We start from the raw sequence: 25,139 nt of genomic DNA, 5'->3' as shown, positions 1-25,139 counted from the left end.
CCCGCCTCAGAGGATCGAGAGCGAGACGAAGAGCGTCAGCGCACCTGCCACGATGGCCAGCAGGACGTTGCGTGTGACAATTCCGAAGGCCACGGTGGCAAGCGCCGCGAGCAGCCGCGCGGGATCCGGGACGCCGTCCGTCGCCGCAGGCCAGAGGACCAGCGGCGCCACCAGCCCCGGCAGCACTGCCACCGGTGTGAAGCGCAGCAACCGCAGCACCCAGCCAGGCAGTTGCCGCTGACCGATGAACCCCAGAAAGGAGAACCGGATCAGGAAGGTCCCGATGCCGAGGCCGACGATCACAGTCCATACCGTGGTCGCGCTCAGGTCCATGCCGACTGCCGCTCCTGCCACATCTCGACCAGCGCCCCAACCGTCATCGCCGTGCCCGCCGCGATCAGAAGGCTGAGTCCGCTCGGCAGCCACGCCAGCGCCAGCGCCACGATCGCCGAGGTCAGTGCCGCCGCGACGTGCGCGAGGCTCTTGAGCATCGGCGCGATCAGCGCGAGGAATGTGATCGGCAACGCGAAGTCCAGGGCCAGCCCCGGCGGAATCGCCTCGCCTCCGAGCGCGCCCACCAGCGTGAAGACGTACCAGAACGGACAGACCGGCGCCGCCGTCCCGAAGAAGTAGGCAATCTTGTCGCGCACCGGCGCCGCCGGCTCGCGCTCGTACCGGGCGATTGCGAGCGCATAGGTCTGGTCGACGTTGAAGTAGGAGACGAGCGCCCGCGTCCAGATCCCCGCACGCCCCAGATGCGGTGTGAGGGAGGCGGAGTACATCGCCATTCGCAGGTTCACCGCGAGCGCGGCCGCGAGCACCATCACCGTCGGTGCTTGGTCCACCATCAGCTGCACGGCCGTGAATTGCGATGCGCCAGCGATGACCAGGATGCTGAAGCCCATGGTTTCCACCACGCTCAGCCCCGCCTCGGTCGCCACCACACCGAAGAGCAGCGCGAACGGGCCGACGACAAGCAGGAACGGCGCGCCGTCGCGCACACCGCGCAGGAAGGATTTCTTGGTGGTCGAGGACATTGGAGCGGCCTAGACTGCGTCGCGCCCGGCCTTAGAACGGCGGCGCGGGAGAGGCAAATGACGAATCCTGATGGCGGATATCTCATCGCGCCCGACCCGGCGCGGGGCGGCCTGACTCGTGCCGTAACCGGCACGGACCAGACCGGCGCGCGCGTCGAGACCGTCGTGGTCGAGGAGCGGCCGCTGACGATCTTCCTCAACGGGCAGGAGATCGTGACCGCCATGACGATCGGCGACTACCCGGAGTACCTGGCGCTGGGCTTCCTGAAGAACCAGGGTATGCTGCGCGAGGACGAGGTTGTGCGCGGTGTCGACCACGACGACGAGCTTCAGACCGTCGTCGTGCGAACCGACGGCGCGACGCGCTACGAGGAGAAGCTACGCAAGAAGACCAGGACCAGCGGCTGCGCCGTCGGCACCGTCTTCGGCGACATGATGGAGGGGCTGGAGGGGCTGACGCTGCCGACGGCCGAGATTCGCACCTCGTGGCTCTACGCGCTCTCCCGGCGGATCAACACAACGCCGTCGCTCTACCTCGAGGCGGGGGCGATCCACGGCACGGTGCTCTGCCGCCAGGACCGGCCGCTCGTCTACATGGAGGATGTCGGGCGCCACAACGCGGTCGACAAGATCGCGGGCTGGATGTTCTCCGAAGGCGTCGGTTCGGCTGACAAGATCCTCTACACTACGGGCCGTCTCACCTCTGAGATGGTGATAAAGACGGCACTGATGGGCATCCCCGTGCTCGCCTCGCGCTCGGGCTTCACCGCCTGGGGCGTCGAGATCGCCCAGCAGGTCGGGCTGACGCTGATCGGTCGGATGCGGGGGCAGCGCTTCGTCTGCCACTCGGGCGAGGATCGACTGGTGCGCGACGCCGACCTCGCGAGCGTTCCCGAGGAAGAGCGCCGCCACCGCCGCAAGAGCGCCGAGGCGTGAGCGCGCCGCGCCCGCGTCCCTGCCCTTGCCTGCAGAGGCTCGGCGGAGCTGCGATCGTACCTCCCGTCTTTGCTCCTCAAGTATCTTCGCCGGAGGCTCCGATGGCATCCAGCGCGTGCCGCCGCGGATTTGGACAGAACAAGTCAGCGTGCTTGCGGATTGGCGACGGCGCGTGTCGATGACAGGAAAGCCGCTCGGCGTGATCCTCGCAGGTGGCCTGGCGCGTCGCATGGGAGGAGGGGACAAGGGCCTGATGTCGCTCGGAGAGGGCACGATCCTGGATCACGTGATCGAGCGGCTCGAGCCTCAGGTGCGCGGACTGGCGATCAACGCCAACGGCGATGCGTCGCGCTTCGCGCCTCAGGAGCTGCCGGTGCTGCCGGACGGCATCGGCGGGTATCCGGGGCCACTGGCGGGCGTGCTCGCGGGGCTCGACTGGGCGGCGGAGCAGGGGGGCGAGGCGATCGTCACGGCGGCGGCGGACACACCATTCTTTCCCCGCGACCTCGTCGTGCGGCTCCGTGCCGCGGCGGGCGCCCTGCCACTCGCGCTGGCGGCGACGCGGGCGGAGGGGCGGGTCACACGGCACCCGACCTTCGGCCTCTGGCCGGTTGCGCTGCGCGAGGACTTGCGGACGGCGCTGCAGCACGGGCTGCGCAAGGTCGTGCTCTGGACCGACCGGCACGGCGCGGGCACCGCGCTCTTCGACGACGCGGACGCCTTCTTCAACGTCAATACGCCGGACGACCTTGTGGCGGCGCAGGCGATGCTTGCGGAGGCGCGGTGAAGGTCTGGGGCGTCGTCGGCTGGAAGAATGCGGGCAAGACCGGGTTGATGGAGCGGCTGGTGGCGGAGTTCGCGGGGCGCGGGCTCAGCGTCTCGACGCTCAAGCACGCGCATCACAGCTTCGACGTGGACCGGCCCGGCAAGGACAGCCACCGCCACCGGGTAGCGGGAGCGACGGAAGTGCTGCTTGCCTCGCGCACGCGGTGGGCGCTGATGCACGAGCTGCGCGGGGCGGAGGAGCCGACACTGGAGTCGCTGCTGTCGCGGCTCTCGCCGGTGGACCTCGTGCTGGTTGAGGGCTGGAAGCGTGACGTGCATGCCAAGATCGAGGCCCATCGCGCCGAGAGATGCCAGCCGCTGATCGCTCCAGGCGATCCCACGGTAAGGGCGGTGGCGGCAGACGTGCCCTTGACGCTCGACCGGCCGGTGTTCCACCTCGACGACACGTGCGCGATCGCCGATTTCATCGCGCGGGAGTTGAGGCTGTGAGCCGCTTCGACACCATCCTGGTCGTCGACTGGTCGGCGCGGGCGGTGCCGTCTCCGGCTGCGCCTTCGCCCGACTCGGTCTGGATCGGCTGCGTGGAGGCGCAAGGCATGACATCTGCCTACCACCGGACCCGCGGCGAAGCCGAGGCGGCATTACACGAGCGGGTCGACGCGCTGGTGGCGGCGGATAGGCGGTCGCTCCTCTGCCTCGACTTCGCGTTCGGCTATCCGGCCCCTTTCGCGCAACGCCTGACCGGGCACGCCCATGCCTTCGCCGTTTGGGATTGGCTCGAGGCGCAGATCGTCGACGGGCCGGACAATGCCAACAACCGATACGAGGTGGCGGACGCGATGAACGCGCAGTTCCCCGGCCAGGGGCCGTTCTGGGGGCATCCGCAAGGCAGAACCTACGCGCATCTGACGATGCGCGACGCGCGATCCGGCCACGGCGTGGCGGATGAGAAGCGCCTGACCGAGCGGCTGGCAGACGGACATCCGCAATCGCCGTTCAAGCTTGCCGGCGCGGGCGCCGTGGGCGGGCAGACACTGACCGGGCTGCCGATGCTGGCGCGGCTCAGGCGGCGCTATGAGGCGCGGCTGGGGGTCTGGCCGTTTGAGGACCACGCCTTGGACCGGCAGATCGTGCTGGCGGAGGTCTGGCCGTCGCTGCTCGCCGTGACCCCCGGAGAGGGTGAGGTCCGCGACGATATCCAGGTGCGCGCCCTCGCGGCCGCTCTCGACAGGATGCAGCAGGAGGGTAGTCTGGACGCCGCCTTTGCCGCCGCGCATGGCGATGCCCTGCACGAGGAGGGCTGGATTCTTGGCGTCGGGGTGGAAGAGGCGCTGCGCGCGGCGGCGCACGGTTCGGTCCACCCGCGCCTCGGGAACGACTGCTTCGCGCTGCCGCCCGGCGTCGACTGGACGCCCGTCGACGAGGCGCTGGCGCGGCTGCGCGGCAGCCTGTCCTGCGTGACCGGGGCGGAAGCGGTACCGATCGCGGCGGCCGAGGGGCGGGTTCTCGTCGCGGCGGCTCGGGCCGACCGGGCGAACCCGCCCGCGGCCAACGCGGCCGTCGACGGCTATGGCTTCGCGTCTGGCGCGACTGGCGAGGGCCCACAGTCCCTGCCCCTCGTCGAGGGGCGGGCCGCGGCCGGGCAGCCGTCTCCCGGCAGCGTCCCGGAGGGTCGGGCCGTGCGGATCCTGACCGGCGCGATCCTGCCCGAGGGCGTGGATACCGTCATCCTGCAGGAGGACGCAGCCGTCGAGGACGGACAGGTGACCTTCAACGGACCTGTCAGGCCTGGCGCCAACACACGGAAGGCAGGGGAAGACGTGGCGGCGGGCGTGACGCTGCTGCCACCGGGCCATGTCCTGCGGCCGCCCGACCTCGCGCTGCTGGCCGCGACGGGCATCGCGCGGGTCGAGGTGCGTCGCCGGCTGCGCGTGGGTGTTCTCTCGACCGGCGACGAACTGGCCGAGCCGGGCGTGGCGGCGGAGCCGGAACTGACCTACGACGCCAATCGGCCGATGTTGCTCGCGCTGATGCGGCGCTGGGGTCACGAGGCGGTGGACCTCGGCCATGCGCGCGACGATCGCGGCGGCCTGCGCCAACGCCTTGACCGGGCGGCCGAGGGCGTGGACGCGATCCTGACGTCGGGCGGCGCGTCGGCAGGGGACGAGGATCATGTCTCGGCGCTCCTGCGTGAGGCGGGGTCGCTCGACCTCTGGCGCATCGCTGTGAAGCCGGGGCGGCCGCTGGCGCTGGGGCTCTGGCGCGGCGTTCCGGTGTTCGGGCTGCCGGGTAACCCGGTGGCGGCCTTCGTCTGTACGCTCATCTTCGCGCGCCCGTCGCTCGGGGTGCTGGCCGGCGCCACGTGGAGCGAGCCGCAGGGCTTTGAGGTGCCGGCGGCCTTCGAGAAGCGCAAGAAGCCGGGCCGGCGCGAGTATCTCCGCGCCCGCCTGCGCGAGGGGCGGGCGGAAATCTTCGCCTCCGAAGGGTCGGGCCGGATCTCGGGCCTGAGCTGGGCCGACGGGCTGGTGGAGCTCGGCGACGGAGCGGCGCAGGTCCGGCCGGGCGATTCGGTGCGGTTCCTGCCCTACGGCTCGTTCGGGCTCTGAGCCGTCAGTCGAACGTGCCGGCGACGCGGGCGATCAGCATGAAGGCCCGCGCGGTGCGGCTGTCGGCGAGGCGCGCGATCTCGGCGTCGTCGGTGCGCGACTCGATGTCGGCGAGCGCACGGTCGAAGACCCTCAGGAAATGGTGCGCGACGTCCCGGAACACAGGATCGTTGCGCATGCGGGAGGCGCAGAGCGTCAGCGAGGTCCGGTCGCGAATGCCGCCGATCGCCGCCACCGTCGGTCCGCGCTCGCCATGGGCGAAACGCCGCCAAACCTCCGGCCGCGCCCGGTCCGGCGCCAGGTCATCCATGTAGAGGCCTTCGCCGCCGAGCATGGTCAGCACGTCCTGGCTCGCCTGGACGAGTTGGCGGGCCGAGCGGTCGGCCATCGCCCGCCGCAGGATGCGGAAGCCCGCGCGGTCGTCGGGGCCCGCCGGAAAGTCGAGCGCCGAGATTAACTCCTCGACCGAGATCGGCTCGGGCGGCGCCTCGTCGGGAAAGACGAGCTCGCCCTGCGCCGGCCTGGAGCGAAATCCGCCGTCGCGGCCTGATGCGAAGGTCGCGCCGGACGCCGAGCGCAGGGGCGAAGGCTCGCTCGGCGCTGGCGCAGCCTCCGGTTCAGGCGCGACGGGTACTGGGCTGACGGGCTGCGTCACCGGACGCGGAGGCGCACCGCGCAATGCGCTGCGCCCAAGGGACTCCAGCGCGTCCCGAAGCTCCGCGATGTCCTTCTGCATCTCGCCCGCGGTGCGCGCGGCCGAGGTCGCGAGCCAGAATACCGCAATGGGTACGACCGCAGCCGACAGGATCGCCACCATAGCAGCGATGCCAACGCCGTCGAGCCCGACCATCGTCACCAGCAGCAGGATTGCCGACCCCCAGATCAGCGTGAGCGAGAGCGCCATTATGTCGCCCGCGTCGGGCCGCGTGGCGCGCTGGCGGCCCACCGGGCGCCGGGACCTGGTTTTGCTGCCGGGTCGGCTTTCCTGCACGCCGGCCGTCAGCTGTAGTCGATGGCGAGGATCTCGTAGCTGCGCTCGCCGCCGGGGGTGCGGACCTCGACGCTGTCGCCCTCGTCCTTGCCGATGAGCGCCCGGGCCAGCGGTGACTGCACGTTGAGAAGGCCGCGCTCGAGGTCGGCCTCGGGCTCGCCCACGATCTGGAACGTGCGCTCCTCCTCGGTCTCCTCGTCGATCAGGCGCACCCTGGCGCCGAACTTGATCGGGCCGGAGAGCGTGGAGGGGTCGATCACCTCGGCGCGCGCCAGGATGCTCTCGATCTCGCGCACGCGGCCCTCGACGAAGCTCTGCCGTTCGCGCGCCGCATGATATTCGGCGTTCTCGCTCAGGTCGCCGTGCTCGCGCGCCTCGGCGATGGCGGCGATGATCGCCGGCCGCTCCTGCGACTTCAGCTTCTTGAGCTCATCGTTCAGCGCGGCGTGTCCCGCACGGGTCAGCGGTATCTTGTCCATGACGTTCGCCAGCTTCTGATGGCGCCGGACGCCTTGGCGCCCCGCGTTCCGGATTTCTCTCGAAAAGAACCGAGCGCCGGATCGATTGCAAGACGAATCGTTTTCGGCACGAGATCTGTAACTCCGTCCCGTTTGCATTGCGTGGCCGCGACGGTTAGCAATCTCGATGTCCAGCCGGAGGGACCGAATGGCCGACCAGGAACGCGAGTCGATGGAGTACGACGTGGTGATCGTGGGCGCAGGTCCCGCGGGCCTGTCGGCGGCCATCAGGTGCAAGCAGATCGACCCGGATCTGAGCGTCGTGGTGCTGGAGAAGGGCTCGGAGGTCGGTGCGCACATTCTCTCGGGTGCGGTCATTGACCCCGTGGGCCTCAACCGGCTGATCCCGGACTGGCGAGACAAGGGTGCGCCCGTCGACGTGGCGGTAAGCGACGACCGCTTCTACTTTCTCGGCGAGGGCGGGGGGACGCGCATCCCCAACTGGGTGATGCCGCGCCTGATGTCGAACCACGGCAACTACATCGTCAGCATGGGCCGCGTTTGCGCCTGGATGGCCGAGCAGGCCGAGGCGCTGGGCGTCGAGGTGTTCCCGGGCATGTCCTGCTCCGAGATCGTCTGGGACGGCGATCGCGTTGCCGGCGTCGTCGCGGGCGAGTTCGGGCGGCAGGCGGACGGCACGCCTGGGCCGAACTACGAGCCGGGGATGGAGCTTCGCGGCAAGTACGTGATGCTGGCCGAAGGGGTGCGTGGCTCGCTGTCGAAGCAGGTCATCGCGCGCTTCGGGCTCGACCGCGACAGCGATGTTCAGAAGTACGGCCTTGGCATGAAGGAGATTTGGGAGATCGCCCCGGAGAAGCATCACGAGGGACGGGTGGTGCATACGATGGGTTGGCCGCTGGGGAAGAATGCGGGCGGCGGGTCGTTCATCTATCACGCGGCCGACAACAAGGTGTTGATCGGCTTCGTGGTGCACCTGAACTACGCAAACCCGCACCTCTACCCGTACATAGAGTTCCAGCGCTTCAAGCACCATCCGATGGTCCGCGACCTTCTGGAGGGCGGCAAGCGCATCGCCTACGGCGCGCGCGCGATCTCCGAGGGCGGGTTCCAGTCGATGCCGAAGGCGGCCTTTCCGGGCGGCGTGCTGCTCGGCTGTTCGGTCGGGCTGGTGAACCTGCCGCGGATCAAGGGCAACTCCAACGCCATGCTCTCGGGCATCGCCGCGGCCGAAGCTGCCTGCGCCGCGCTCACCGCCGGCCGCTCGGGCGACGTGCTCGAGGAGTATGACGAGGAGCTGCGCACAGGCCCTGTCGGAAAGGACCTGAAGAGGGTGCGCAACGTCAAGCCACTCTGGTCCCGCTACGGGCTGGCCGGTTCGCTGGCGCTGGGCGGGTTCGACATGTGGACGCAGAGCCTCTTCCGCGCCTCGCTCTTCGGCACGCTCCGGCACGGCAAGAGCGACGCCGAGGCGACGGGCGAGGCGAAGGACCACAGGCCGATCGACTATCCCAAGCCCGACGGCAAGATCAGCTTCGACCGCCTGACCAACGTCAGCTTCTCGATGACCAACCACGAGGAAAGCCAACCGTGCCACCTGCGGCTCAAGGACGCCGACGTGCCGGTCAGGGTGAACCTGCCGAAGTACGGCGGGCCGTCGGAGCGCTATTGCCCGGCCGGCGTCTACGAGTTCGTCGGCGAAGGCGCCGAGAAGCGGTTCCAGATCAATTTCCAGAACTGCGTCCACTGCAAGACCTGCGACATCAAGGACCCCAGCCAGAACATCGTCTGGACGGTGCCGCAGGGCGGCGACGGGCCGAACTACCCGGGCATGTAACGCCTGCGTCAGAAGCGCGCCTGTAGATTGCCTGTTAGGCACGCGGACGTTACCTTCGCTTCGTTGCCCCCGTTGGAGATCGATCGCGATGCCGATGAGACCTGCCCTCGTTGCCGTGCTTCTGGCGGCCGTATCGCTGCCGATGCCGCTCTTCGCGCAGACCAATTCGGGGGCCTATCTGGCTGGCCGCCACGCCGGCGCGGACGGCGACTTCGCGGCGGCCGCGACTTACTTCTCGCGCGCGCTGAACCAGGATCCGCGCAACCCGTCGCTCATGGAAGCGGCGATATCCTCGCACCTCAGCCTCGGCGACGTGGACCGGGCGGCGCCGCTTGCGCGCCGCCTGATCCAGACCGGCGGCAAGAGCCAGATCGCGAACATGGCGCTCCTGGCGGATGCGTCCGCGCGCGAGGCATGGGACGGGATCATCGAAGACATCGAGGCGGGCCAGACGGTCGGGCCGCTCTTCGACGGCCTGATGGAGTCCTGGGCGCAGGTCGGCGCAGGCGATATGACGGAGGCGCTGGCGAGCTTCGACGAGGTGTCCGAGGTTTCGGGCGTCAAGGCGTTCGGGCTCTTCCACAAGGCGCTGGCGCTGGCGCTGGTGGGCGATCTCGAGAGCGCGGACACGATCCTCGCGGGCGAGGAGGACGATCCGCTGCCGCTGACCCGGCGCGGCGTCTTGGCGCACGCGCAAATACTGAGCCAGCTCGAACGCAACGACGAGGCGGTCGCGTTGATCGACGAGCGGATCGGCGAGGCGCTCGATCCGGGCCTGACGGAGCTGCGCGCGCGGCTCGAGGCCGGAGAGACCGTGCCGTTCGACGTCGTGACCAGCGTGCGCGACGGCGTGGCCGAGATCTTCTACACGATCGGCCTGGCTCTGAGCGGCGAGGCGGCGGACAGCTATACCCTGCTCTACACCAGCACGGCAGAGCATCTCCGCCCCGATCATGTCGAGGCGATCCTCGCGACCGCGGGGCTTCTGGAGAATCTTGGGCAGCACGAGGCGGCGGTCGAGGTCTATGGTCGCGTTCCGCGCGATCATCCGCAGTTTCACGCCGCCGAGCTCGGTCGGGCCGATGCGCTGACACGTGCGGGCGACAGCGATGCTGCGATCGAGGTGATGCAGAACCTCGTGGAGGAGAAGGGCGACCTGCCGATCGTCCACATCGCGCTCGGCGATGCTCTGCGGCAACTCGAGCGCTATCGCGAGGCGGCCGATGCCTATGACCGCGCCATCGCGCTGGTTGACGAGCCGTCCGAGGCGCAGTGGGTCGTCTACTTCGCCCGGGGCATAGCGCGTGAGCGGACGGACCGCTGGGAAGAGGCCGAGGCGGACTTCTTGAAGGCGCTGGAGCTTCGGCCGGACCAGCCGCAGGTACTGAACTACCTTGGATACTCGTATCTCGAGAAGGGTGGCGATCTCGACGAGGCGCTTGACTACATCGAGCGGGCGGTCGCGGCGCAGCCGAACTCGGGGTACATCGTCGACTCGCTCGGCTGGGCCTACTACCGGCTCGGCGACTACGCGCAGGCGGTCGACCAGCTCGAGCGGGCGACCGAGCTGATGCCGACCGACCCGGTGGTCAACGACCATTTGGGCGATGCGCTCTGGGCCGTGGGCCGCGGGCGCGAGGCGCAGTTCCAGTGGCGCCGGGCGCTGAGTTTCGAACCCGAGGAGGCGGACGCCGACCGCATCCGGCGCAAGCTGGAAGTCGGCCTCGACCGTGTGCTCTCCGAAGAGGGTGCCGAGCCGCTCCAGGTCGCCAAGGGCGGATGAATTCTGCGCCCCCGGAGTGGGGGCCGCTCCAGGCGTTCGCTCCGGCAAAGGTCAACCTGACCCTGCATGTGGTCGGGCATCGGCGCGATGGTTATCACCTGCTCGACAGCCTGGTGGTATTCTGCGGGATTGGCGACCACGTCACGCTGCGCCCTTCCGCGCGTCCGGCGCTGCGTGTGGTCGGAACGTTTGCCGAAGACGTGCCGACGGGCAGCGACAACCTGGTGCTGAGGGCGGCGGCGCTCGCGGGCGTCTCCTGCGAGATCGAGCTCGACAAGCGCCTGCCGGTGGCCGCCGGCATCGGCGGCGGTTCGTCTGACGCCGGCGCGGTGCTGAGGGCGCTGAACGGCGTTGCCGGAGCCTGTACAGGCGCTGCGGAGCAACTGGGGGCCGACGTCCCGGTCTGCGTCGCGGCGCAACCTGCGCGGATGCAGGGGGTGGGCGAGCGGCTGTCGCCGTTGCCGACAATGCCGCCCATGTGGCTGGTCCTCGTCAATCCGCTGGTGCCGCTGCGGACCGCCGATGTCTTCGCCGGCCTCGCTTCGCGTGATCACCCGCCGATGCCGGACGAGATCCCCCATTGGCGCAATGCCGCCGAGGCGACGCGGTGGCTGGCGGAGCAGCGCAACGATCTGGAGGCAGCCGCGATCGAGAAAGCACCGGCTGTCGGCGCGGCGCGCGCCGCGGTGGCCGAGACCGGCGGTTGTCTTCTGGCGCGGATGTCGGGCTCGGGCGCCACGGTCTTCGGCCTCTTCGCGTCGTCTGCCGAGGCGGAGGCAGCGGCGAAGCAGATCTCGCGGGCTCAGCCGGGCTGGTGGGTTCGCAGCGCCGGGCTGACCGATCAGGCCACGCGGTCCACCACGTAGCCCGCCAGGTCCGCGAGCGTGTCGCGCAGGGGGTGCGGCGGCAGCGCCTCCAGTGCGGCGCGGGCGCGGTCAGACCACATCCTCGCCTCGGTCTCGGTCGCCTGCAGCGCACGGTGGCGTTCCATCAGCGCAGTGGCGCGTGCGACATCGCCCTCGCGCTGGTCGCCCTGCTCGATCGTGCGCTTCCAGAAGCCACGTTCCTCGTCGTCGGCATGCGCGACGCAGAGAATCACGGGCAGGGTCATCTTGCGGTCGCGGAAGTCGTCGCCGACGTTCTTGCCAGTCACCTCCACATTGCCGCGGTAGTCGAGCAGGTCGTCGGTGATTTGGAACGCGATGCCGAGCGCGTCGCCGTAGGTCGCGAGGGCGTCGGTTTCTGCGCTCGGGCGGCCAGCGACGAGGCCGGCGGTCGCGCAGGCCGCGGCGAAGAGCGCGGCGGTCTTGCCGCGGACGATCCTGAGGTAGGTCTCCGCGTTCGTCGCCAGGTTGCGCTCGGCGCTCAGTTGCAGCACTTCGCCCTCGGCAATCGTGGCAGAGGCGCGCGAGAGGATGTCGAGCACCTGCAGCGACCCGATCTCGACCATCAGTTCGAACGAGCGGGCAAAAAGATAATCGCCGACGAGCACCGAGGACTTGTTGTCCCAGAGAAGGTTGGCGGTCGGCCGGCCACGCCGCTGCCGGCTCTCGTCGACCACATCGTCGTGCAGCAGCGTGGCGGTGTGGATGAATTCCACCGTGGCCGCGAGACGGATGTGGTTCTCGCCTTCGTAGCCATACATCCGGGCGACCGCGAGCGAGAGCATCGGGCGCAGCCGCTTGCCGCCGGCACGGATCAGGTGGGCGGTTACGTCGGCGATCCGCGGCGCGTATTGCGAGACCATCCTGGCCTCGAGGAGTTCCGCCATCGCGTCCAGTTCATCCGACAGCATCGCCGCCAGCCGTTCGTGCGGCCGCGCGGAAATCCGGTCCAGCCCCATCGCACCCGCTTTCACTTCGCTCGACACCGGGCCGGGCATATCCTTAGATCAGAGCTGATGAAAGAGCTTCTGCGAACCAATGACCCGACGCTCATCGCCTACGCGGCGGCGCTGCTGGAGGGCGAGCAGATCGAGGTCTTCCAGATGGACGCGCACATGAGCGTGCTGGAGGGTTCGATCGGCATACTCCCGCGGCGGATGATGGTCCGCAGCAGCGACCTCTTCCGGGCGCGCTCGATCCTCCGCGACAACGGGATCGCGCTGGACGCGTGACCGGGCTTACCGACGACGGTTTCCTCGGCGGACGGCTGCGTATCCTCCAGCCGGCCCGCGGCTATCGTGCGGGCGTGGATCCGGTGTTCCTCGCGGCGGCCACGGACGCGAGTCCGGGAGAGTCGGTGCTGGAATTGGGCTGCGGGGTGGGAGTGGTATCGCTCTGCCTCGCGGCACGTGTCGGGGCGCTCGACTTAATCGGAGTCGAGGCACTGGCCGACTATGCTGCCCTAGCGCGGCGCAACGCGTCGCGGAACCGGATCGAGATGCACGTCGTCGAGGCGGACGTCCGGGAGCTGGGCCCGGAGCTCAAGGCGCGGAGCTTCGACCATGTCGTGTCCAATCCCCCATACCTCCGGCGGTCGCACGGTATCATGCCCGGGGAACCGTCGCGGCGTGCGGCCCTCTACGAGACGGTGCCTCTGGCAGACTGGGTTGGGGCGGCGCTGCGCCGGCTGCGTCCGGGCGGGCGGTTGACGATGATCCAGGCGGCAGAGCGGCTGCCCGAGCTTCTGAAGGCGCTCGATGACGGCGCTGGTGCCGTAACGGTGCGCCCGATTGCCGCACGGGCCGGGCGCGAGGCCGACCGCTTTATTCTGACCGCGGTCAAGAGCGCGCGCGGACGGTTCCGACTGACCGCGCCTCTGATCGTTCACGAAGGCCTCTGCCATTCGGGTGATGGTGACGATTACGCTGCGGAAATCAGCGATGTGCTGCGGAACGGTGCAGCGCTGGACTCAACGTAAGGTTGAAGGATACGCTGGCGTATCTGGCGAGTGACAGGGCGCGCCGGTTGTGCTCGACTGAGCTCGCTTCGGATCCACGAAAGGAGGACAATTATGGCCTTGAGCTCGCACCTGCAGGAACTCCGCAAGAAGCACGAGTCGCTTTCGCATATGGTGGAACAGGAACAGCGAAGCCCATCGTCCGACGACCTCCGAATCACCGAACTCAAGAAGCAGAAGCTGCGACTGAAGGAGGAGATCACGCGCCTGTCGGCGATGTGACCTCGACAGCCGATCGGGCGCGAGCCGCTGGGGCTCGCGCCGCGCCTGACTGATCAGGAGAAGTACTGGCCGCCGTTGGCCGAAATGGTGGAGCCGGTGACGAAGCCCGCCTCGTCCGAGGCGAGGAACACCACGCAGCGCGCGATCTCTTCCGGCTCTCCCAGGCGCCCGACCGGGATCTGGGGTATGATGCGCTCGTTCAGCACCTTCTCGTCGACGGCGCGCACCATCTCGGTCCCGATGTAGCCGGGGCAAACCGCATTGACGGTGATGCCGGCGCGAGCCCCTTCCTGCGCCAGGGCCTTCGTCAGCCCGAGGTCTCCGGCCTTGGCGGCGGAATAGTTCGCCTGACCCGCCTGTCCCTTCTGTCCGTTGATCGACGAGATGTTGACGACCCGGCCGAACTTGCGTTCGCGCATCCCGCCCCAGACGCAGTGCGTCATGTTGAAGAGGCCGGTCAGGTTGGTGTCGATCACCTGCTTCCACTGGTCCGGCGTCATCTTGTGGAACATTGCGTCGCGCGTGATGCCGGCGTTGTTGACCAGCACCTCGATTGGGCCCAGTTCCGCCTCGACCTCGGCGATGCCAGACTTGCAGGCGTCATAGTCGGCGACCGACCACTTGAAGGTCTTGATCCCCGTCTCGTCGGTGAACCTACGGGCAGCTTCGTCGTTGCCGGCGTAATTCGCCGCGACTGTATAACCAGCGTCCTTGAGCGCGGTCGAGATCGAGGCGCCGATCCCGCGCGAGCCTCCGGTCACAAGTGCAACTCGTCCCATCGTTCTTCCTCCCTCGGTTTTGTCAGTCCAGTTGGTTCAGAAATGCCAACGCATCCCGCTCGCCCAGATCCCACGTCCTGCGGATCTTGGCGGGGTCGGTGAAGTCGATCTTGTCGGCCGGGGTCTCGTCCGACGGCGAGACATAGACGCGCCCCGCGACGTCGGGCACGTTGTCGTAGCGCCGGGTCAGCAGCACGAGGGTCCGGCCCTCGTCGGGCGAGGGCATCGGCGCCTGGTCGGCCATGCCGCCGTCCACCACCGGCCGGTCCTCCCACGTCGCGATGTCGAAGAGCGGCGGGATCGTCGCGGCGGCGCAGACGAGATCGACGAGCTTTCCCTCCGCCGCGGCGGCTCGCGCGTCGACGAAGCTGGTCGTTAGCCCGCAGCGTTCGGCCCAGTTGAAGTGCGGGCTCGAGACGAGGTGCAGCTCAGCCTCGTAGGCCGCCATCGAGGCGGTGCCGGTCAGCGCCGACATGTCGTCATCGGGCGGATGGGCGATCAGCACCTGGAACGCTGGCCCCTCCGCGATCTTCCGCTCGGCCTCGGCGTCGATCACCTTCGAGACCACCTCGCGGTAGATTCTCTGGTGAGGCGTCTGCGGCGTCTCCGGATGGACCACCTGGTGCAGGTCGACGTTGCTGTCCTGATCGGCGAAGGCGCGCGTCATTTCGTCGAGCAGCCGAAGGCCAAGGTGCGGGACGAAGCACGAGGCGGAAAGTGCCCCGCCCGAGACCCCGCTGATCCGCGCCGGCTCGAGCGGCAGCTCCCGCCGGAGCACGTGCAGGAAACCTCCCTGCCAGAAGCAACGGGTCCCGCCGCCGGAAAAGACCAGCTGGTCGAACCGGGTGCGGGAGGATGCGCCCATGCGCGCTCCGCTACTCTGGGCGCCCTCGCCGGATCAGCCGCGCTCGAGGCACATGGCGACGCCCATGCCGCCGCCGATGCAGAGCGTCGCGATGCCGCGCTTGGCGTCGCGCCGCTTCATCTCGAAGAGGAGCGTGTTGAGGACGCGGGCGCCGGACGCGCCGATCGGGTGCCCGATTGCAATCGCGCCCCCATTGACGTTCACCACCTCGGGGTTCCAGCCCATGTCCTTGTTGACCGCGCAGGCCTGCGCCGCGAAGGCCTCGTTGGCCTCCACGAGGTCGAGGTCGTCCACCTTCCATCCGGCCTTTTCCAGCGCCTTGCGGCTGGCGTGGATCGGGCCCACGCCCATGATCGAGGGGTCGAGGCCGGCGGTGGCGTAGCTCGCGATGCGGGCCAGCGGCTCGATCCCGCGGCGCTCGGCCTCCTCGGCCGACATCAGGAGGACGCCCGCCGCGCCGTCGTTGATGCCGCTGGCATTGCCGGCGGTGACGCTTCCGTCCTTGGTGAAGGCGGGGCGCAGCTTCTGCATGTTCTCGATCGTGGCGCCGTGGCGGACGTACTCGTCCTTGTCGACGACGATGTCGCCCTTGCGCGTCTTGACGGTGAAGGGAACGATCTCGTCCTGGAAGCGGCCGGCATTCTGTGCCGCCTCGGCCTTGTTCTGGCTGGCGACGGCGAACTCGTCCTGCTGCTCGCGCCCGATCTGCCACTTCTCGGCCACATTCTCGGCTGTCTGGCCCATATGATAGCCGTTAAAGGCGTCCCAGAGGCCGTCCTTGATCATCGAGTCGATGAACTTCATGTCGCCCATCTTGTGGCCCGCGCGCAGGTGCGCGACGTGAGGCGCGAGGCTCATGTTCTCCTGCCCGCCGGCGACGATGATCTGCGCATCGCCAAGCTGGATGTGCTGCGCGCCGAGCGCCACGGCCCTGAGCCCCGAGCCGCAGACCTGGTTGATGCTCCAGGCGGCAGCTTCCTGCGGCAGGCCCGCGTTGATGTGCGCCTGACGCGCGGGATTCTGCCCCTGGCCGGCTGTCAGCACCTGGCCCAGGATCGTCTCGCTGACCTCGCCCTTGTCGATGCCGGCGCGCTTGACGACCTCCTCGATGACGGCGGCGCCGAGTTCGTGTGCCGGAGTGTTCGCAAAGCTGCCGTTGAAGCTGCCCACGGGCGTGCGCGCGGCCGAGGCGATGACGACGTTGGTCATGGGAACCCTCCCTGGGATTGGCTGCCGGAACAATGACGACGGCTCCGGCCGTTCGTCCCGGTTCTACGGCGCATGTTTTCCCAGAGCAACCGGCGCGTCTCGCGCCGCATTGGGCGTCAGACTGCTTCAAGCAGGCCGGTTCGGGCGTCCCGATGCCAGTGCGGGATCAACTCCGGCTTGCCAAAGAGCCAACCCTGGAGCGCGTCGAGGCCGAGTTCCGCAAGGACCGCCGCATCTTCGGGCCGCTCGACCATCTCGGCCACAGTGTAGCAGCCGAAGTGGCGTCCGACCCTGACCAGCGTCTCGACGAGAAAGCGGTTGTCGCCGTGGCCGTCGATGCCGCGGCAATACGAACCGTCGAGCTTCAGGATGTCGAACCTCAGTTCGCGAAAATGGCGGAAGGAGGTGTAGCCCGAACCGAAGTCGTCGAGCGCGAAAGCGATGCCGTGCGCCTGCAAATCCTTCATGAAGGCGCCTACCTTCTCCGGCGCGAGGATGGCGGAGCGCTCCGTGATCTCGATGATCAGCCGCTCCGCAGCCATCGGGTCGCGCTCGAGGCCTTCGTCCAGCACCCGCATCCAAGGCCTGTGACCGATCGTCCGCACCGACATGTTGAGCGACAAGCGCAGGTCGGGCACCCGGGCGAGCGCATCGAGCCCGTGGGTGAGCGCCGCGCAGTCGATCGCACGGCCGAGATGCTGGTCCTCGATCGCGGCGACGAACTGCCCGGCGGGCACAACGATGCCGGTTTCGTCGAGGATGCGGATCAGGCCCTCGTGGAAAGCGGGCGAAGTCGGGTTCCGCGCCTCGACCACCGGCTGGAAAGCCAGCATGGTGCGGCCCGCCGCAAGCGCCTGGGAGACCATCAGGAACGTCTGCCTGTCGCGCGATGCAGCCAGTGCCCTCGTGAGGGTCCCGCTAGAATTGACGTTGCAGGTCATTCCGGCCTCGTGCGACGTTCCTAGGACCACATGGACGCGTGCCTGTAAAACTGGAGTTAAGGACATCTGTCCGTGACGTCGGGTCCACTTTCCGGCCGGTGCCCGTGGTGCGGCTCCGATCCGCTTTACGTCGCCTACCACGACGAGGAGTGGGGCGTGCCGGAACGTGACCCGCGCGCTCTTTACGAGAAGCTCGTGCTCGACGGCTTCCAGGCTGGCCTCGCGTGGATCACCATCCTGCGCAAGCGCGCTGCATTCCAGGCGGCCTTTGCCGGGTTCGACCCGGACATCGTGGCACGCTGGGGCGAGGAGGATGTCACCCGGCTGCTCGGCGACGCAGGCATCGTGCGCCACCGCGGCAAGATCGAGGCCGCCATCGACGGCGCCCGCGCCTGGCTCATGATCGAGGAGCGCGAGGGGTTCTCGCCCTTCGTGTGGAAGTTCGTCGACGGCGCGCCGCTCCAGCCCCGGCCGCAGACGATGGCCGACATCCCGGCCGATACCGACACCAGCCGCGCCATGTCGCGCGCGCTTAAGGCGGAAGGCTTCCGCTTCTGCGGACCGACGATCGTCTATGCATTCATGCAGGCGACCGGCATGGTAAACGACCACCTCGTCACCTGTCCGCGCCACGCGGAGGTGGCGGCAACTGCCGAATGAGATTTCATCGATCCTGCATCTAGAGATTCACTCGAGCACTGCTTCCAGGAGCAGCTTCGCGTCCTCGCTGTCCCATTCGGCGCCGCCTGTCAGGCGGGCGATTTCCTGCCCGTTCGCGTCGAGGATGACCGTCACGGGCAGGCCCAGCACGCCCATCTCGCGGGAAAAGGACTGGTCCGGGTCGGTCAGCATCGGCAGGCGCTCGATCCCCTCCTCCTCGAAGAAACGCCGGATCCCCGCCGGAGCATTCCGCCCGGTCGCCACCGTCACCACTTCCAGCCGGCCGCCCATCTCTGCCTGCAACCGGTCGAGCGACGGCATCTCCTGGCGACAGGGCGCGCACCAGGTCGCCCAGAAGTTCAGCACGACCGGCGCGCCGGCATAATCCGCGAGCCGCACCTCGCCACCATCGAGGTTGCTCAGTACGACATCCGGCACGAGCCTGGGCGTGTCGTGGAACGCGAGCTTGCGCATGTCGCCCTGCGCCAGGTCTTCCAGCGCGGGGTCGGCAGCGGCCACGTTTGCGGCGAGGATCAGCGCGGTGTAGAGCACGGCGGACTTCAGCATGGGGATCCCTCTTGTCATGGCCGACCGGAACGACATGTGGGGCGGACGCTTCGCCGCCGGACCCGACGCGATCATGGAGGCGACCAATGCCTCGATCGGGTTCGACCGCCGCCTCGCCCCGCAGGACATCGCCGGATCGAAGGCCCACGCCGCGATGCTGGCGGCGCAGGACATCCTCAGCGATAGCGATGCCGCGGCGATCCGGGAAGGGCTGGACACGATCTTGTCAGAGATCGAGGGCGGCGGGTTCGAGTTCCGAATCGACCTCGAGGACATCCACATGAACGTGGAGGCGCGGCTCAAGGCGCTGATCGGCGAGCCGGCGGGGCGGCTCCACACGGCGCGCAGCCGCAACGATCAGGTGGCGACCGACTTCCGCCTCTGGGTGCGCGACCAGATCGACGTGGCGGTCGAGGGGCTGGCGGCGCTGCAGCGCGCTCTGCTCGACCAGGCCGAGGCGGGGGCGGACTGGGTGATGCCGGGCTTCACCCACCTGCAGACGGCGCAGCCGGTGACGTGGGGTCACCACATGATGGCCTATGTCGAGATGTTCGGCCGCGACGCGGGCCGTTTCCGCGACGCACGGGCGCGCATGAACGAGTCTCCCCTGGGCGCCGCCGCGCTGGCCGGCACGTCGTTCCCGATCGACCGCGAGGCGACGGCGCAAGCGCTCGGCTTCGACCGGCCCTGCGCCAACTCGCTCGACGCCGTCTCGGACCGCGACTTCGCGCTCGAATTTCTCTCCGCCGCGTCGATCTGCGCGATGCACCTGTCGCGCCTTGCGGAGGAGCTGGTGATCTGGGCGTCGGCGCAGTTCCGGTTCGTGACGCTCTCCGACCGCTTCTCCACCGGCTCGTCGATCATGCCGCAGAAGAAGAACCCCGACGCAGCCGAGCTGATCCGTGCCAAGATCGGCCGCATCCTCGGCGCGACGGTGGCGCTCTTCACGGTGATGAAGGGGCTGCCGCTCGCCTATTCCAAGGACATGCAGGAGGACAAGGAGCAGGTCTTCGACGCCGCCGACGCGCTCGCCCTCAGCCTCGCCGCCATGACCGGTATGGTTGCGGACATGGCCGCGAACCGCGACGCGCTGCGCGCCGCCGCCGGCTCGGGCTTCTCGACCGCGACGGACCTCGCCGACTGGCTGGTGCGCGAGGCGGGGCTGCCGTTCCGCGAGGCGCACCACGTCACTGGCGCCCTGGTAGCCAAGGCCGAGGTCAAGGGTTGCGACCTGGCGGACCTGACGCTCGACGAGATGCAGGCGGCGCATCCAGGCATCACCGAGGGGGTGCGCGACGTCCTCGGCGTGGACAATTCCGTTGCGAGCCGTACCTCATACGGCGGAACCGCACCGGTCAGGGTGCGCGAGCAGGTGGCACGCTGGCGGGCGGCGCTGGTATGAGGAGGGTCCTGATCGCGATGCTGCTGCTCTCGGCCTGCGAAACGTCGCAGCCCCGCGTCAACGCGGGCGTGAGCGTAACTCCGGACGGCGTCCGGGTTCATCCGTCCGCCGGCCTCCGCGTTGGTGGCGTCGGCGTCACGGTGCGGCCGTGACGCGCGCGCTCGTCCTCCTCCTTGCGCTGGCGGCCTGCGGCGCGCTGGCGGCCTGCGGCGTCGATGGTGAGCCCCAACCTCCCGAGCGTGAAACCTCGACGGGCGTGACAATGTCGGGGTCGGCCGAGTTCGGGGTTGCGGGCGGCTTCTGACCGAGCGCCTTTCGCGCGACGGCTCGGGAAGCTAAGAGCGCCGGTGAGAATCCAGAGGAGCCGGCATGCCCGTTGACCATTCCAACGACGTCCACCCGCGCCGCTGATGGACCATTTCCTCTACCGCGCCGGGGTGCTCCACGCCGAAGACGTGCCGCTGGCGGATATCGCCGCGACTGTCGGCACGCCGTTCTACTGCTATTCCGCGGCCACGCTGACGCGGCACTATCGCCTCTTCGACGAGGCGCTGGCGTGGGGGCCGCACCTCGTCTGCTACGCGGTCAAGGCCAATGCGAATCTCGCAGTGCTGAAGCTGCTGGGCGACCTCGGAGCGGGCGTCGACGTGGTGAGCGAGGGGGAGTACCGCAAGGCCCGCGCCGCCGGTATCCCGGCCGACCGGATCGTCTTCTCGGGCGTCGGCAAGACGCGGACCGAGATGCGCCACGCGCTTCAGGGCGGCATCCGGCAGTTCAACGTCGAGTCCGAGCCGGAGATGGTCGCCCTCGACGAGGTGGCGCGGTCGATGGGCGCGGTGGCGCCGATCGCCCTGCGCATCAACCCCGACGTCGACGCCCAGACGCACGAGAAGATCGCGACCGGCAGGTCCGAGAACAAGTTCGGGATCCCGATCTCGCGGGCCCGGGCCGTCTACGCGCACGCCGCTTGCCTGCCGGGGCTGCGCGTCGTCGGCATCGACGTCCACATCGGCAGCCAGCTGACCTCGCTGGTGCCCTTCGAGGCGGCCTACCGGAAGGTCGGCGCCCTCGCGCACGAGCTTCGCGCCGAGGGGCACGCGATCGAGCGGCTGGACCTCGGCGGCGGTCTCGGCATCCCCTACGAGCGTACCAACCTCGCACCACCCCTGCCGACCGAGTATGGCGACCTGATCCGGCGGACCGTCGGCGACCTCGGCTGCGAGATTGAGATCGAGCCGGGTCGGCTGATCGCCGGCAACGCCGGCATCCTCGTCTCGCGCGTCATCTACGTGAAGGAGGGCGAGGGGCGGGACTTCCTGATCGTCGATGCGGCCATGAACGACCTGATCCGACCCGCGATGTACGGCGCCCACCACGAGATCGTGCCGCTCATCGAGCCGGCGCCGGGCGCGCCGATGCGCCCGTTCGACATTGTCGGACCCGTCTGCGAGACGGGCGACACCTTCGCCCGCGCCCGCGACATGACGACGCTGGGCGAGGGTGACCTCATCGCCTTCCGCTCCGCCGGCGCCTATGGTGCGGTCATGGCCTCCGAATACAACGCCCGGCCGCTGGTGCCCGAGGTGCTGGTGCAGGGCGATCACTTCGCCGTCATTCGCGCGCGGCCATCCTTTGACGAGATGTTGGCGCGAGATACCATCCCTGAATGGCTCTGACGCGGACTCCTCCGTGGCAGGCAGGCTGCGTCTGAGGATGACGGACCGTATGCCCATCCCGCGCGAGGCGCTGAGGCGCCTCCGCCGCCCGCTGGCCCTGACGCGCCTCGGCATGTTTGCCGAGCGGACGGTGAGGTGTTTCTGGCCGCTGGCGACGGTTCTCATGGCGCTTCTGGCCGCGCTGATGCTTGGCGCGCAGGACGCCCTTCCCCTCGAATTCGTCTGGACCGGCGGCGTGCTCGCGGCAGGTGCGTTCGGCTGGAGCCTCTGGCACGGCGCGCGGCGCTTCCGCTGGCCCGGAGCCACCGAGGCGCTGGACCGGCTCGACCGGACCCTACCGGGCCGCCCAATCACCGCGATCACCGACGCGCAAGCCATCGGGACGGGCGACGCGGCGTCCGAGGCGGTCTGGCGTGCACACGTCGTGCGGATGGCCAACCGGGCAAGGCAGGCTCGCGCGGTGCGGCCGAGCCTCAGCGTGGCCGATCGCGATCCCTACGCTCTGCGCTACGCCGCGCTCCTCGCGCTGGTGATGGCGCTGCTCTTCGGCTCGTTCTGGCGGGTCGCAAGCGTCACCGAGATGGCGCCGGTTCGCGCCGGGCAGTCGCTGGCCGCCGGTCCGAGCTGGGAGGGCTGGATCGAGCCGCCGGTCTACACTGGCCTGCCGAGCCTCTATCTCAACGACATCGACCGCGAGCGGATCGATGTCCCGCGCGGCAGCCGCGTTACGCTGCGCCTTTACGGCGAGGTCGGCGCGCTCACCGTGTCGGAGACCGTTTCCGGCCGCATCGGCGAAGTCGCACCCGCCAGCGCACCCTCGCAGAGCTTCGAGGTCACGCGGGAGGGCGCCCTCGCGGTCGAAGGTGCCGGGGGCGCGCGCTGGGAGATCGGGGTACTTGCCGACTCGCCACCGACTATCCGCGTCGACGGCCCGCCGGAGCGGACCGCCGCGGGCGAGCTGCGTCAGCCGTTTACCGCGTCTGACGACTACGGCGTCATCGGCGGCAACGCTCGCCTCGCGCTCGATCTCGCGGCGCTGGAGCGGCGCCACGGCCTGGCAGTCGAGCCCGAGCCGCGTGAGCCCGTCGTCATCGATCTGCCGCTCAGCCTTACCGGCGAGACCGCGGAATACAGCGAGGTTCTGGCCGAGGATTTCGCCAAGCATCCCTGGGCCGGGATGCCGGTCACCTTGCGCATGACCGCGCGCGACGCGGCGGGTCAGGAGGGAATGTCGGCGCCCGATCCGCTCGTCCTGCCGGAGCGGAGGTTCTTCGACCCGCTTGCCGCCGCCATCGCCGAGCAGCGGCGTGACCTGCTTTGGACCCGCGAGAACGCCGGACGGGTCGCGCAGATCCTGCGCGCCGTCAGCTGGCATCCCGAGGATGTCTTCCGCTCGGAGACCGCCTATCTGCGCCTGCGGGTCATCATCCGTCGGCTCGAGAACTACAACCGGTACGGCGAGTTCACGACGGAGCTGCAGGACGAGATCGCCGACGCCCTCTGGGACGTCGCCCTTATGATCGAGGAGGGCGATCTCGGCGACGCCATGGAGCGCCTGCGCCGGGCGCAGGAGCGGCTGGGCGAGGCGATGGAGAGCGGCGCCTCGGACGAGGAGATCGCCGAACTCATGCAGGAGTTGCGCGAGGCGATGCAGGACTACATGCGCCAGCTCGCCGAGCAGTCCGAGGGCCAGGAGCAGGAGTTCGCCGAGGGCGAGACGCAGGAGATCACCGGCGACCAGCTCGAGCAGATGCTGCAGCAGCTTCAGGAGTTGATGGAGCAGGGGCGCATGGCCGAGGCGCAGCAGCTGCTGCAACAGCTCCAGCAGATGATGGAGAACATGCAGATCGCCCAAGGCCAGCAGCAGGGCCAGAGTCCGGGCCAGCAGGCGATGGAGGACCTCGCCGAGACGCTGCGCGAGCAGCAGGAGCTCAACGACGAGACCTTCGGCGACCTGCAGGAGCAGTTCGACGAGGGTGACGGCGAGCAGGGGCAGCAGCCTGGACAGCAGCAGGGACAGCAAGGCGGCCAGACGCCGGGGCAGCAGCAGGGCCAGCAAGGCCAGCAGGGGCAGGGCAACCAGTCAGGGCAGAGCCAGCAGTCGGGGCAGGGCGCGCCGTCGCCGGGCCAGCGCGGCATGTCGCAGGGCCTCGCCGACCGCCAGCAGGCGCTCCGTGACGAGCTTGCGCGGCAGCAGGGCAGCCTGCCCGGTGCCGGAACCCCGAGCGGCGACGCGGCCCGAGAGTCTCTAGACCGCGCCGGACGCGCGATGGAAGGGGCCGAGGAGGCGCTGCGCGGTGAGGACTTCGCCGGCGCACTCGACCGGCAGTCCGAGGCGCTCGACGCGCTGCGCGAGGGGATGCGCAATCTCGGCGAGGCAATGGCGCAGGAACAGCAGCAGAACGGGCAGGCGGGCCAAGGGGAGGCATTCGGGCAGGCCGACGGAAGCCAGCAGCGCGACCCGCTCGGCCGGATGCCCGGTGCGCAGGGCCGCGTCGGTACGGATGAGCAGCTCCTGCAGGGTGAGGACGTCTATCGCCGTGCGCGCGAGCTCCTCGACGAGATCCGGCGCCGGTCGGGCGAGCAGGAGCGGCCGGAGCAGGAGCGTGACTACCTGCGGCGCCTTCTCGACCGCTTCTAGGTCGTCTGGGGCGGCCGCGCCTCGATGAGCGAGAAGCCCGCCTCCTCCATCAGCCGGTCCGAAGCGCCTTCGATCTGAGCCTCGAGCCGCCGCATGAAGTCCGCATTGCGGAGACCCGGCGCGATCCGCGGGAGGAATTCCACTACCGCCAGGCCCGGACGGCGGAGGATGCTGCGCCTGGGCCAGAAGACCCCCACATTGGTGGCGACCGGAACGCAGTCCTGCCCGAGCTGCTCATAGAGGATTGCGGTGCCGATCTTGTAGGGCGCCGGCTGGCCCGGCGCGACGCGCGTGCCCTGCGGATAGATGATGAGCTGCCCGGGCCGCAGCTGGCCGCGTCCGACATCCTCAATCATCTTCTGGATCGCGTGGCCCCGCCGCCCGCGGTCCACCGGGACACAGCCGATCTTGCGGGCGTACCAGCCGACGAAGGGCGTGCGCGTCAGCTCCTTCTTCATGATGAACTTTGGTCGCGGGATCGCGCTGACGATCATGATGATGTCGAAGAAGGACTGGTGCTTGGCCGCGATCACGACCTCGTCCGACGGCGGCACGCCGCGGATCTCGGACCTAAGCCCGATGATGACGCGCGCGCTCCACCGGACATAACGGCAATAGGCGTGGACCGCGCGGAAGGCCCACTCCTCGTCGAGAAGAACGAGGGGCGCGTAGGCCAGCGCCATCAGCGCCATTACGAGATACATCTGCACGATGAAAACCAGCGAGCGGACCCACTGGAAGGCGTCGGAAACCACGTCTGTCCTCCCTGCGTCTCGGCGCGACGATAGCGGGTTCGACGCAAATGGCGAGGCGCGAGAGCCGCG

General features: G+C 69.1%; 27 protein-coding genes. 16 read left to right on the top strand and 11 right to left on the bottom strand.

Annotated elements, in window-relative coordinates; all coding sequences use genetic code 11:
* Window positions 1-6 precede the first annotated feature (6 nt).
* Both JM664_RS02260 and JM664_RS02255 read right to left on the bottom strand, forming a co-directional pair.
* On the bottom strand, window positions 7-333 hold the full coding sequence (locus JM664_RS02260; RefSeq protein ID WP_227418262.1) for an AzlD domain-containing protein: 327 nt from the start codon (window positions 331-333) through the stop codon (window positions 7-9).
* Complete coding sequence (locus JM664_RS02255) at window positions 324-1,037, bottom strand: AzlC family ABC transporter permease (protein WP_227418261.1); 714 nt, start codon at window positions 1,035-1,037, stop codon at window positions 324-326. The genes JM664_RS02260 and JM664_RS02255 overlap by 10 nt, the downstream gene beginning before the upstream one ends.
* Window positions 1,038-1,094: 57 nt before the next feature.
* Between JM664_RS02255 and fdhD the strand changes: the two genes are divergently transcribed.
* The 4 genes from fdhD (at window position 1,095) to JM664_RS02235 (ending at window position 5,365) form a co-directional block, all read left to right on the top strand.
* A complete protein-coding gene (fdhD, locus tag JM664_RS02250) occupies window positions 1,095-1,973 on the top strand; it encodes a formate dehydrogenase accessory sulfurtransferase FdhD (RefSeq protein ID WP_227418260.1) in 879 nt (292 codons plus the stop codon).
* 178 nt (window positions 1,974-2,151) lie between these two features.
* Complete coding sequence (mobA, locus tag JM664_RS02245; RefSeq protein WP_227418358.1) at window positions 2,152-2,760, top strand: molybdenum cofactor guanylyltransferase MobA; 609 nt, start codon at window positions 2,152-2,154, stop codon at window positions 2,758-2,760.
* On the top strand, window positions 2,757-3,248 hold the full coding sequence (gene mobB, locus JM664_RS02240; protein ID WP_227418259.1) for a molybdopterin-guanine dinucleotide biosynthesis protein B: 492 nt from the start codon (window positions 2,757-2,759) through the stop codon (window positions 3,246-3,248). Before mobA ends, mobB begins: the two co-directional genes overlap by 4 nt.
* The gene (locus JM664_RS02235) at window positions 3,245-5,365 is read left to right on the top strand and encodes a molybdopterin-binding protein (protein ID WP_227418258.1); all 2,121 of its coding nucleotides are present in this window, start codon (window positions 3,245-3,247) and stop codon (window positions 5,363-5,365) included. The genes mobB and JM664_RS02235 overlap by 4 nt, the downstream gene beginning before the upstream one ends.
* Before the next feature lie 4 nt (window positions 5,366-5,369).
* Here JM664_RS02235 and JM664_RS02230 read toward each other — a convergent pair whose 3' ends face one another.
* The gene (locus JM664_RS02230; RefSeq protein WP_227418257.1) at window positions 5,370-6,311 is read right to left on the bottom strand and encodes a hypothetical protein; all 942 of its coding nucleotides are present in this window, start codon (window positions 6,309-6,311) and stop codon (window positions 5,370-5,372) included.
* Between the two features lie 53 nt (window positions 6,312-6,364).
* Window positions 6,365-6,835, bottom strand: a complete 471-nt coding sequence (gene greA, locus JM664_RS02225; RefSeq protein WP_227418256.1) for a transcription elongation factor GreA — start codon at window positions 6,833-6,835, stop codon at window positions 6,365-6,367.
* A 187-nt stretch (window positions 6,836-7,022) separates the two neighbouring features.
* Here greA and JM664_RS02220 point away from each other — a divergent pair, with 187 nt between their 5' ends.
* From JM664_RS02220 to JM664_RS02210, 3 genes are all read left to right on the top strand, one after another.
* On the top strand, window positions 7,023-8,669 hold the full coding sequence (locus tag JM664_RS02220; RefSeq protein WP_227418255.1) for an electron transfer flavoprotein-ubiquinone oxidoreductase: 1,647 nt from the start codon (window positions 7,023-7,025) through the stop codon (window positions 8,667-8,669).
* Between the two features lie 88 nt (window positions 8,670-8,757).
* The gene (locus JM664_RS02215; RefSeq protein ID WP_227418254.1) at window positions 8,758-10,452 is read left to right on the top strand and encodes a tetratricopeptide repeat protein; all 1,695 of its coding nucleotides are present in this window, start codon (window positions 8,758-8,760) and stop codon (window positions 10,450-10,452) included.
* The gene (locus JM664_RS02210) at window positions 10,449-11,318 is read left to right on the top strand and encodes a 4-(cytidine 5'-diphospho)-2-C-methyl-D-erythritol kinase (protein WP_227418253.1); all 870 of its coding nucleotides are present in this window, start codon (window positions 10,449-10,451) and stop codon (window positions 11,316-11,318) included. Before JM664_RS02215 ends, JM664_RS02210 begins: the two co-directional genes overlap by 4 nt.
* On the opposite strand, the gene JM664_RS02205 is transcribed toward JM664_RS02210, so the two are convergent.
* Window positions 11,294-12,295, bottom strand: a complete 1,002-nt coding sequence (locus JM664_RS02205; protein ID WP_227418357.1) for a polyprenyl synthetase family protein — start codon at window positions 12,293-12,295, stop codon at window positions 11,294-11,296. The two genes, JM664_RS02210 and JM664_RS02205, sit on opposite strands and share 25 nt — an antisense overlap.
* 57 nt (window positions 12,296-12,352) lie before the next feature.
* On the opposite strand from JM664_RS02205, the gene JM664_RS02200 reads away from it, so the two are divergent.
* The 3 genes from JM664_RS02200 (at window position 12,353) to JM664_RS02190 (ending at window position 13,575) form a co-directional block, all read left to right on the top strand.
* Entirely contained in the window at window positions 12,353-12,568 is a 216-nt protein-coding gene (locus JM664_RS02200) for a putative signal transducing protein (protein ID WP_227418252.1), read from the top strand.
* Window positions 12,565-13,314 carry a tRNA1(Val) (adenine(37)-N6)-methyltransferase gene (locus JM664_RS02195; RefSeq protein WP_227418251.1) on the top strand — a complete coding sequence of 250 codons (750 nt, stop codon included), beginning with the start codon at window positions 12,565-12,567 and terminating at the stop codon, window positions 13,312-13,314. The genes JM664_RS02200 and JM664_RS02195 overlap by 4 nt, the downstream gene beginning before the upstream one ends.
* A gap of 93 nt (window positions 13,315-13,407) precedes the next feature.
* Entirely contained in the window at window positions 13,408-13,575 is a 168-nt protein-coding gene (locus tag JM664_RS02190) for a YdcH family protein (protein ID WP_227418250.1), read from the top strand.
* Between the two features lie 53 nt (window positions 13,576-13,628).
* Here the strand turns inward: JM664_RS02190 and phbB are convergent, their stop codons facing one another.
* The 4 genes from phbB to JM664_RS02170 form a co-directional block, all read right to left on the bottom strand.
* Window positions 13,629-14,354, bottom strand: coding sequence for an acetoacetyl-CoA reductase (gene phbB / locus JM664_RS02185; RefSeq protein WP_227418249.1), 726 nt, complete (start codon window positions 14,352-14,354; stop codon window positions 13,629-13,631).
* A 22-nt stretch (window positions 14,355-14,376) separates the two neighbouring features.
* The gene (locus JM664_RS02180; protein WP_227418248.1) at window positions 14,377-15,219 is read right to left on the bottom strand and encodes a patatin-like phospholipase family protein; all 843 of its coding nucleotides are present in this window, start codon (window positions 15,217-15,219) and stop codon (window positions 14,377-14,379) included.
* A 33-nt stretch (window positions 15,220-15,252) separates the two neighbouring features.
* Window positions 15,253-16,428 carry an acetyl-CoA C-acetyltransferase gene (locus JM664_RS02175; RefSeq protein WP_227418247.1) on the bottom strand — a complete coding sequence of 392 codons (1,176 nt, stop codon included), beginning with the start codon at window positions 16,426-16,428 and terminating at the stop codon, window positions 15,253-15,255.
* A 116-nt stretch (window positions 16,429-16,544) separates the two neighbouring features.
* Window positions 16,545-17,369, bottom strand: coding sequence for an EAL domain-containing protein (locus tag JM664_RS02170; protein WP_227418246.1), 825 nt, complete (start codon window positions 17,367-17,369; stop codon window positions 16,545-16,547).
* A gap of 72 nt (window positions 17,370-17,441) precedes the next feature.
* Here JM664_RS02170 and JM664_RS02165 point away from each other — a divergent pair, with 72 nt between their 5' ends.
* Complete coding sequence (locus tag JM664_RS02165) at window positions 17,442-18,029, top strand: DNA-3-methyladenine glycosylase I (protein WP_227418245.1); 588 nt, start codon at window positions 17,442-17,444, stop codon at window positions 18,027-18,029.
* A 27-nt stretch (window positions 18,030-18,056) separates the two neighbouring features.
* Here the strand turns inward: JM664_RS02165 and JM664_RS02160 are convergent, their stop codons facing one another.
* Entirely contained in the window at window positions 18,057-18,596 is a 540-nt protein-coding gene (locus JM664_RS02160) for a TlpA family protein disulfide reductase (RefSeq protein WP_227418244.1), read from the bottom strand.
* Between JM664_RS02160 and argH the strand changes: the two genes are divergently transcribed.
* From argH to JM664_RS02135, 5 genes are all read left to right on the top strand, one after another.
* Entirely contained in the window at window positions 18,595-19,998 is a 1,404-nt protein-coding gene (argH, locus tag JM664_RS02155; RefSeq protein ID WP_406675751.1) for an argininosuccinate lyase, read from the top strand. The two genes, JM664_RS02160 and argH, sit on opposite strands and share 2 nt — an antisense overlap.
* The gene (locus tag JM664_RS02150) at window positions 19,995-20,150 is read left to right on the top strand and encodes a hypothetical protein (protein WP_227418243.1); all 156 of its coding nucleotides are present in this window, start codon (window positions 19,995-19,997) and stop codon (window positions 20,148-20,150) included. Before argH ends, JM664_RS02150 begins: the two co-directional genes overlap by 4 nt.
* Entirely contained in the window at window positions 20,147-20,302 is a 156-nt protein-coding gene (locus tag JM664_RS02145; protein ID WP_227418242.1) for an argininosuccinate lyase, read from the top strand. Before JM664_RS02150 ends, JM664_RS02145 begins: the two co-directional genes overlap by 4 nt.
* A 106-nt stretch (window positions 20,303-20,408) precedes the next feature.
* A complete protein-coding gene (gene lysA, locus JM664_RS02140) occupies window positions 20,409-21,674 on the top strand; it encodes a diaminopimelate decarboxylase (protein ID WP_227418241.1) in 1,266 nt (421 codons plus the stop codon).
* 37 nt (window positions 21,675-21,711) lie between these two features.
* Window positions 21,712-24,315: a TIGR02302 family protein gene (locus JM664_RS02135; protein WP_227418240.1), complete on the top strand. Its 2,604-nt coding sequence runs from the start codon at window positions 21,712-21,714 to the stop codon at window positions 24,313-24,315.
* Here JM664_RS02135 and JM664_RS02130 read toward each other — a convergent pair.
* Window positions 24,312-25,019, bottom strand: coding sequence for a lysophospholipid acyltransferase family protein (locus JM664_RS02130; RefSeq protein WP_227418355.1), 708 nt, complete (start codon window positions 25,017-25,019; stop codon window positions 24,312-24,314). The two genes, JM664_RS02135 and JM664_RS02130, sit on opposite strands and share 4 nt — an antisense overlap.
* Window positions 25,020-25,139: the final 120 nt, after the last annotated feature.

Origin of the sequence: Roseitranquillus sediminis (assembly GCF_016918935.1) — a bacterium.
In the GTDB taxonomy this organism is placed as follows: Bacteria; Pseudomonadota; Alphaproteobacteria; order Rhodobacterales; family Rhodobacteraceae; genus Roseitranquillus; species Roseitranquillus sediminis.
Note: the sequence above shows the minus strand (reverse complement) of the source record. Positions and strands in the feature narration are given on the sequence as shown.

Bases quoted from the DNA above. Each gene is read 5' to 3' on its own strand.
- JM664_RS02130 (WP_227418355.1), bottom strand. From the start codon at position 25,019: ATGTATCTCGTAATGGCGCTGATGGCGCTGGCCTACGCGCCCCTCGTT.
- JM664_RS02150 (WP_227418243.1), top strand. From the start codon at position 19,995: ATGAGGAGGGTCCTGATCGCGATGCTGCTGCTCTCGGCCTGCGAAACG.
- JM664_RS02215 (WP_227418254.1), top strand. From the start codon at position 8,758: ATGCCGATGAGACCTGCCCTCGTTGCCGTGCTTCTGGCGGCCGTATCG.
- greA (WP_227418256.1), bottom strand. From the start codon at position 6,835: ATGGACAAGATACCGCTGACCCGTGCGGGACACGCCGCGCTGAACGAT.
- phbB (WP_227418249.1), bottom strand. From the start codon at position 14,354: ATGGGACGAGTTGCACTTGTGACCGGAGGCTCGCGCGGGATCGGCGCC.
- JM664_RS02220 (WP_227418255.1), top strand. From the start codon at position 7,023: ATGGCCGACCAGGAACGCGAGTCGATGGAGTACGACGTGGTGATCGTG.
- JM664_RS02175 (WP_227418247.1), bottom strand. From the start codon at position 16,428: ATGACCAACGTCGTCATCGCCTCGGCCGCGCGCACGCCCGTGGGCAGC.
- JM664_RS02210 (WP_227418253.1), top strand. From the start codon at position 10,449: ATGAATTCTGCGCCCCCGGAGTGGGGGCCGCTCCAGGCGTTCGCTCCG.
- JM664_RS02190 (WP_227418250.1), top strand. From the start codon at position 13,408: ATGGCCTTGAGCTCGCACCTGCAGGAACTCCGCAAGAAGCACGAGTCG.
- mobA (WP_227418358.1), top strand. From the start codon at position 2,152: ATGACAGGAAAGCCGCTCGGCGTGATCCTCGCAGGTGGCCTGGCGCGT.
- JM664_RS02180 (WP_227418248.1), bottom strand. From the start codon at position 15,219: ATGGGCGCATCCTCCCGCACCCGGTTCGACCAGCTGGTCTTTTCCGGC.
- JM664_RS02205 (WP_227418357.1), bottom strand. From the start codon at position 12,295: ATGGGGCTGGACCGGATTTCCGCGCGGCCGCACGAACGGCTGGCGGCG.
- JM664_RS02135 (WP_227418240.1), top strand. From the start codon at position 21,712: ATGACGGACCGTATGCCCATCCCGCGCGAGGCGCTGAGGCGCCTCCGC.
- JM664_RS02260 (WP_227418262.1), bottom strand. From the start codon at position 333: ATGGACCTGAGCGCGACCACGGTATGGACTGTGATCGTCGGCCTCGGC.
- JM664_RS02160 (WP_227418244.1), bottom strand. From the start codon at position 18,596: ATGCTGAAGTCCGCCGTGCTCTACACCGCGCTGATCCTCGCCGCAAAC.
- JM664_RS02170 (WP_227418246.1), bottom strand. From the start codon at position 17,369: ATGACCTGCAACGTCAATTCTAGCGGGACCCTCACGAGGGCACTGGCT.
- fdhD (WP_227418260.1), top strand. From the start codon at position 1,095: ATGACGAATCCTGATGGCGGATATCTCATCGCGCCCGACCCGGCGCGG.
- JM664_RS02200 (WP_227418252.1), top strand. From the start codon at position 12,353: ATGAAAGAGCTTCTGCGAACCAATGACCCGACGCTCATCGCCTACGCG.
- argH (WP_406675751.1), top strand. From the start codon at position 18,595: ATGGGGATCCCTCTTGTCATGGCCGACCGGAACGACATGTGGGGCGGA.
- JM664_RS02255 (WP_227418261.1), bottom strand. From the start codon at position 1,037: ATGTCCTCGACCACCAAGAAATCCTTCCTGCGCGGTGTGCGCGACGGC.
- lysA (WP_227418241.1), top strand. From the start codon at position 20,409: ATGGACCATTTCCTCTACCGCGCCGGGGTGCTCCACGCCGAAGACGTG.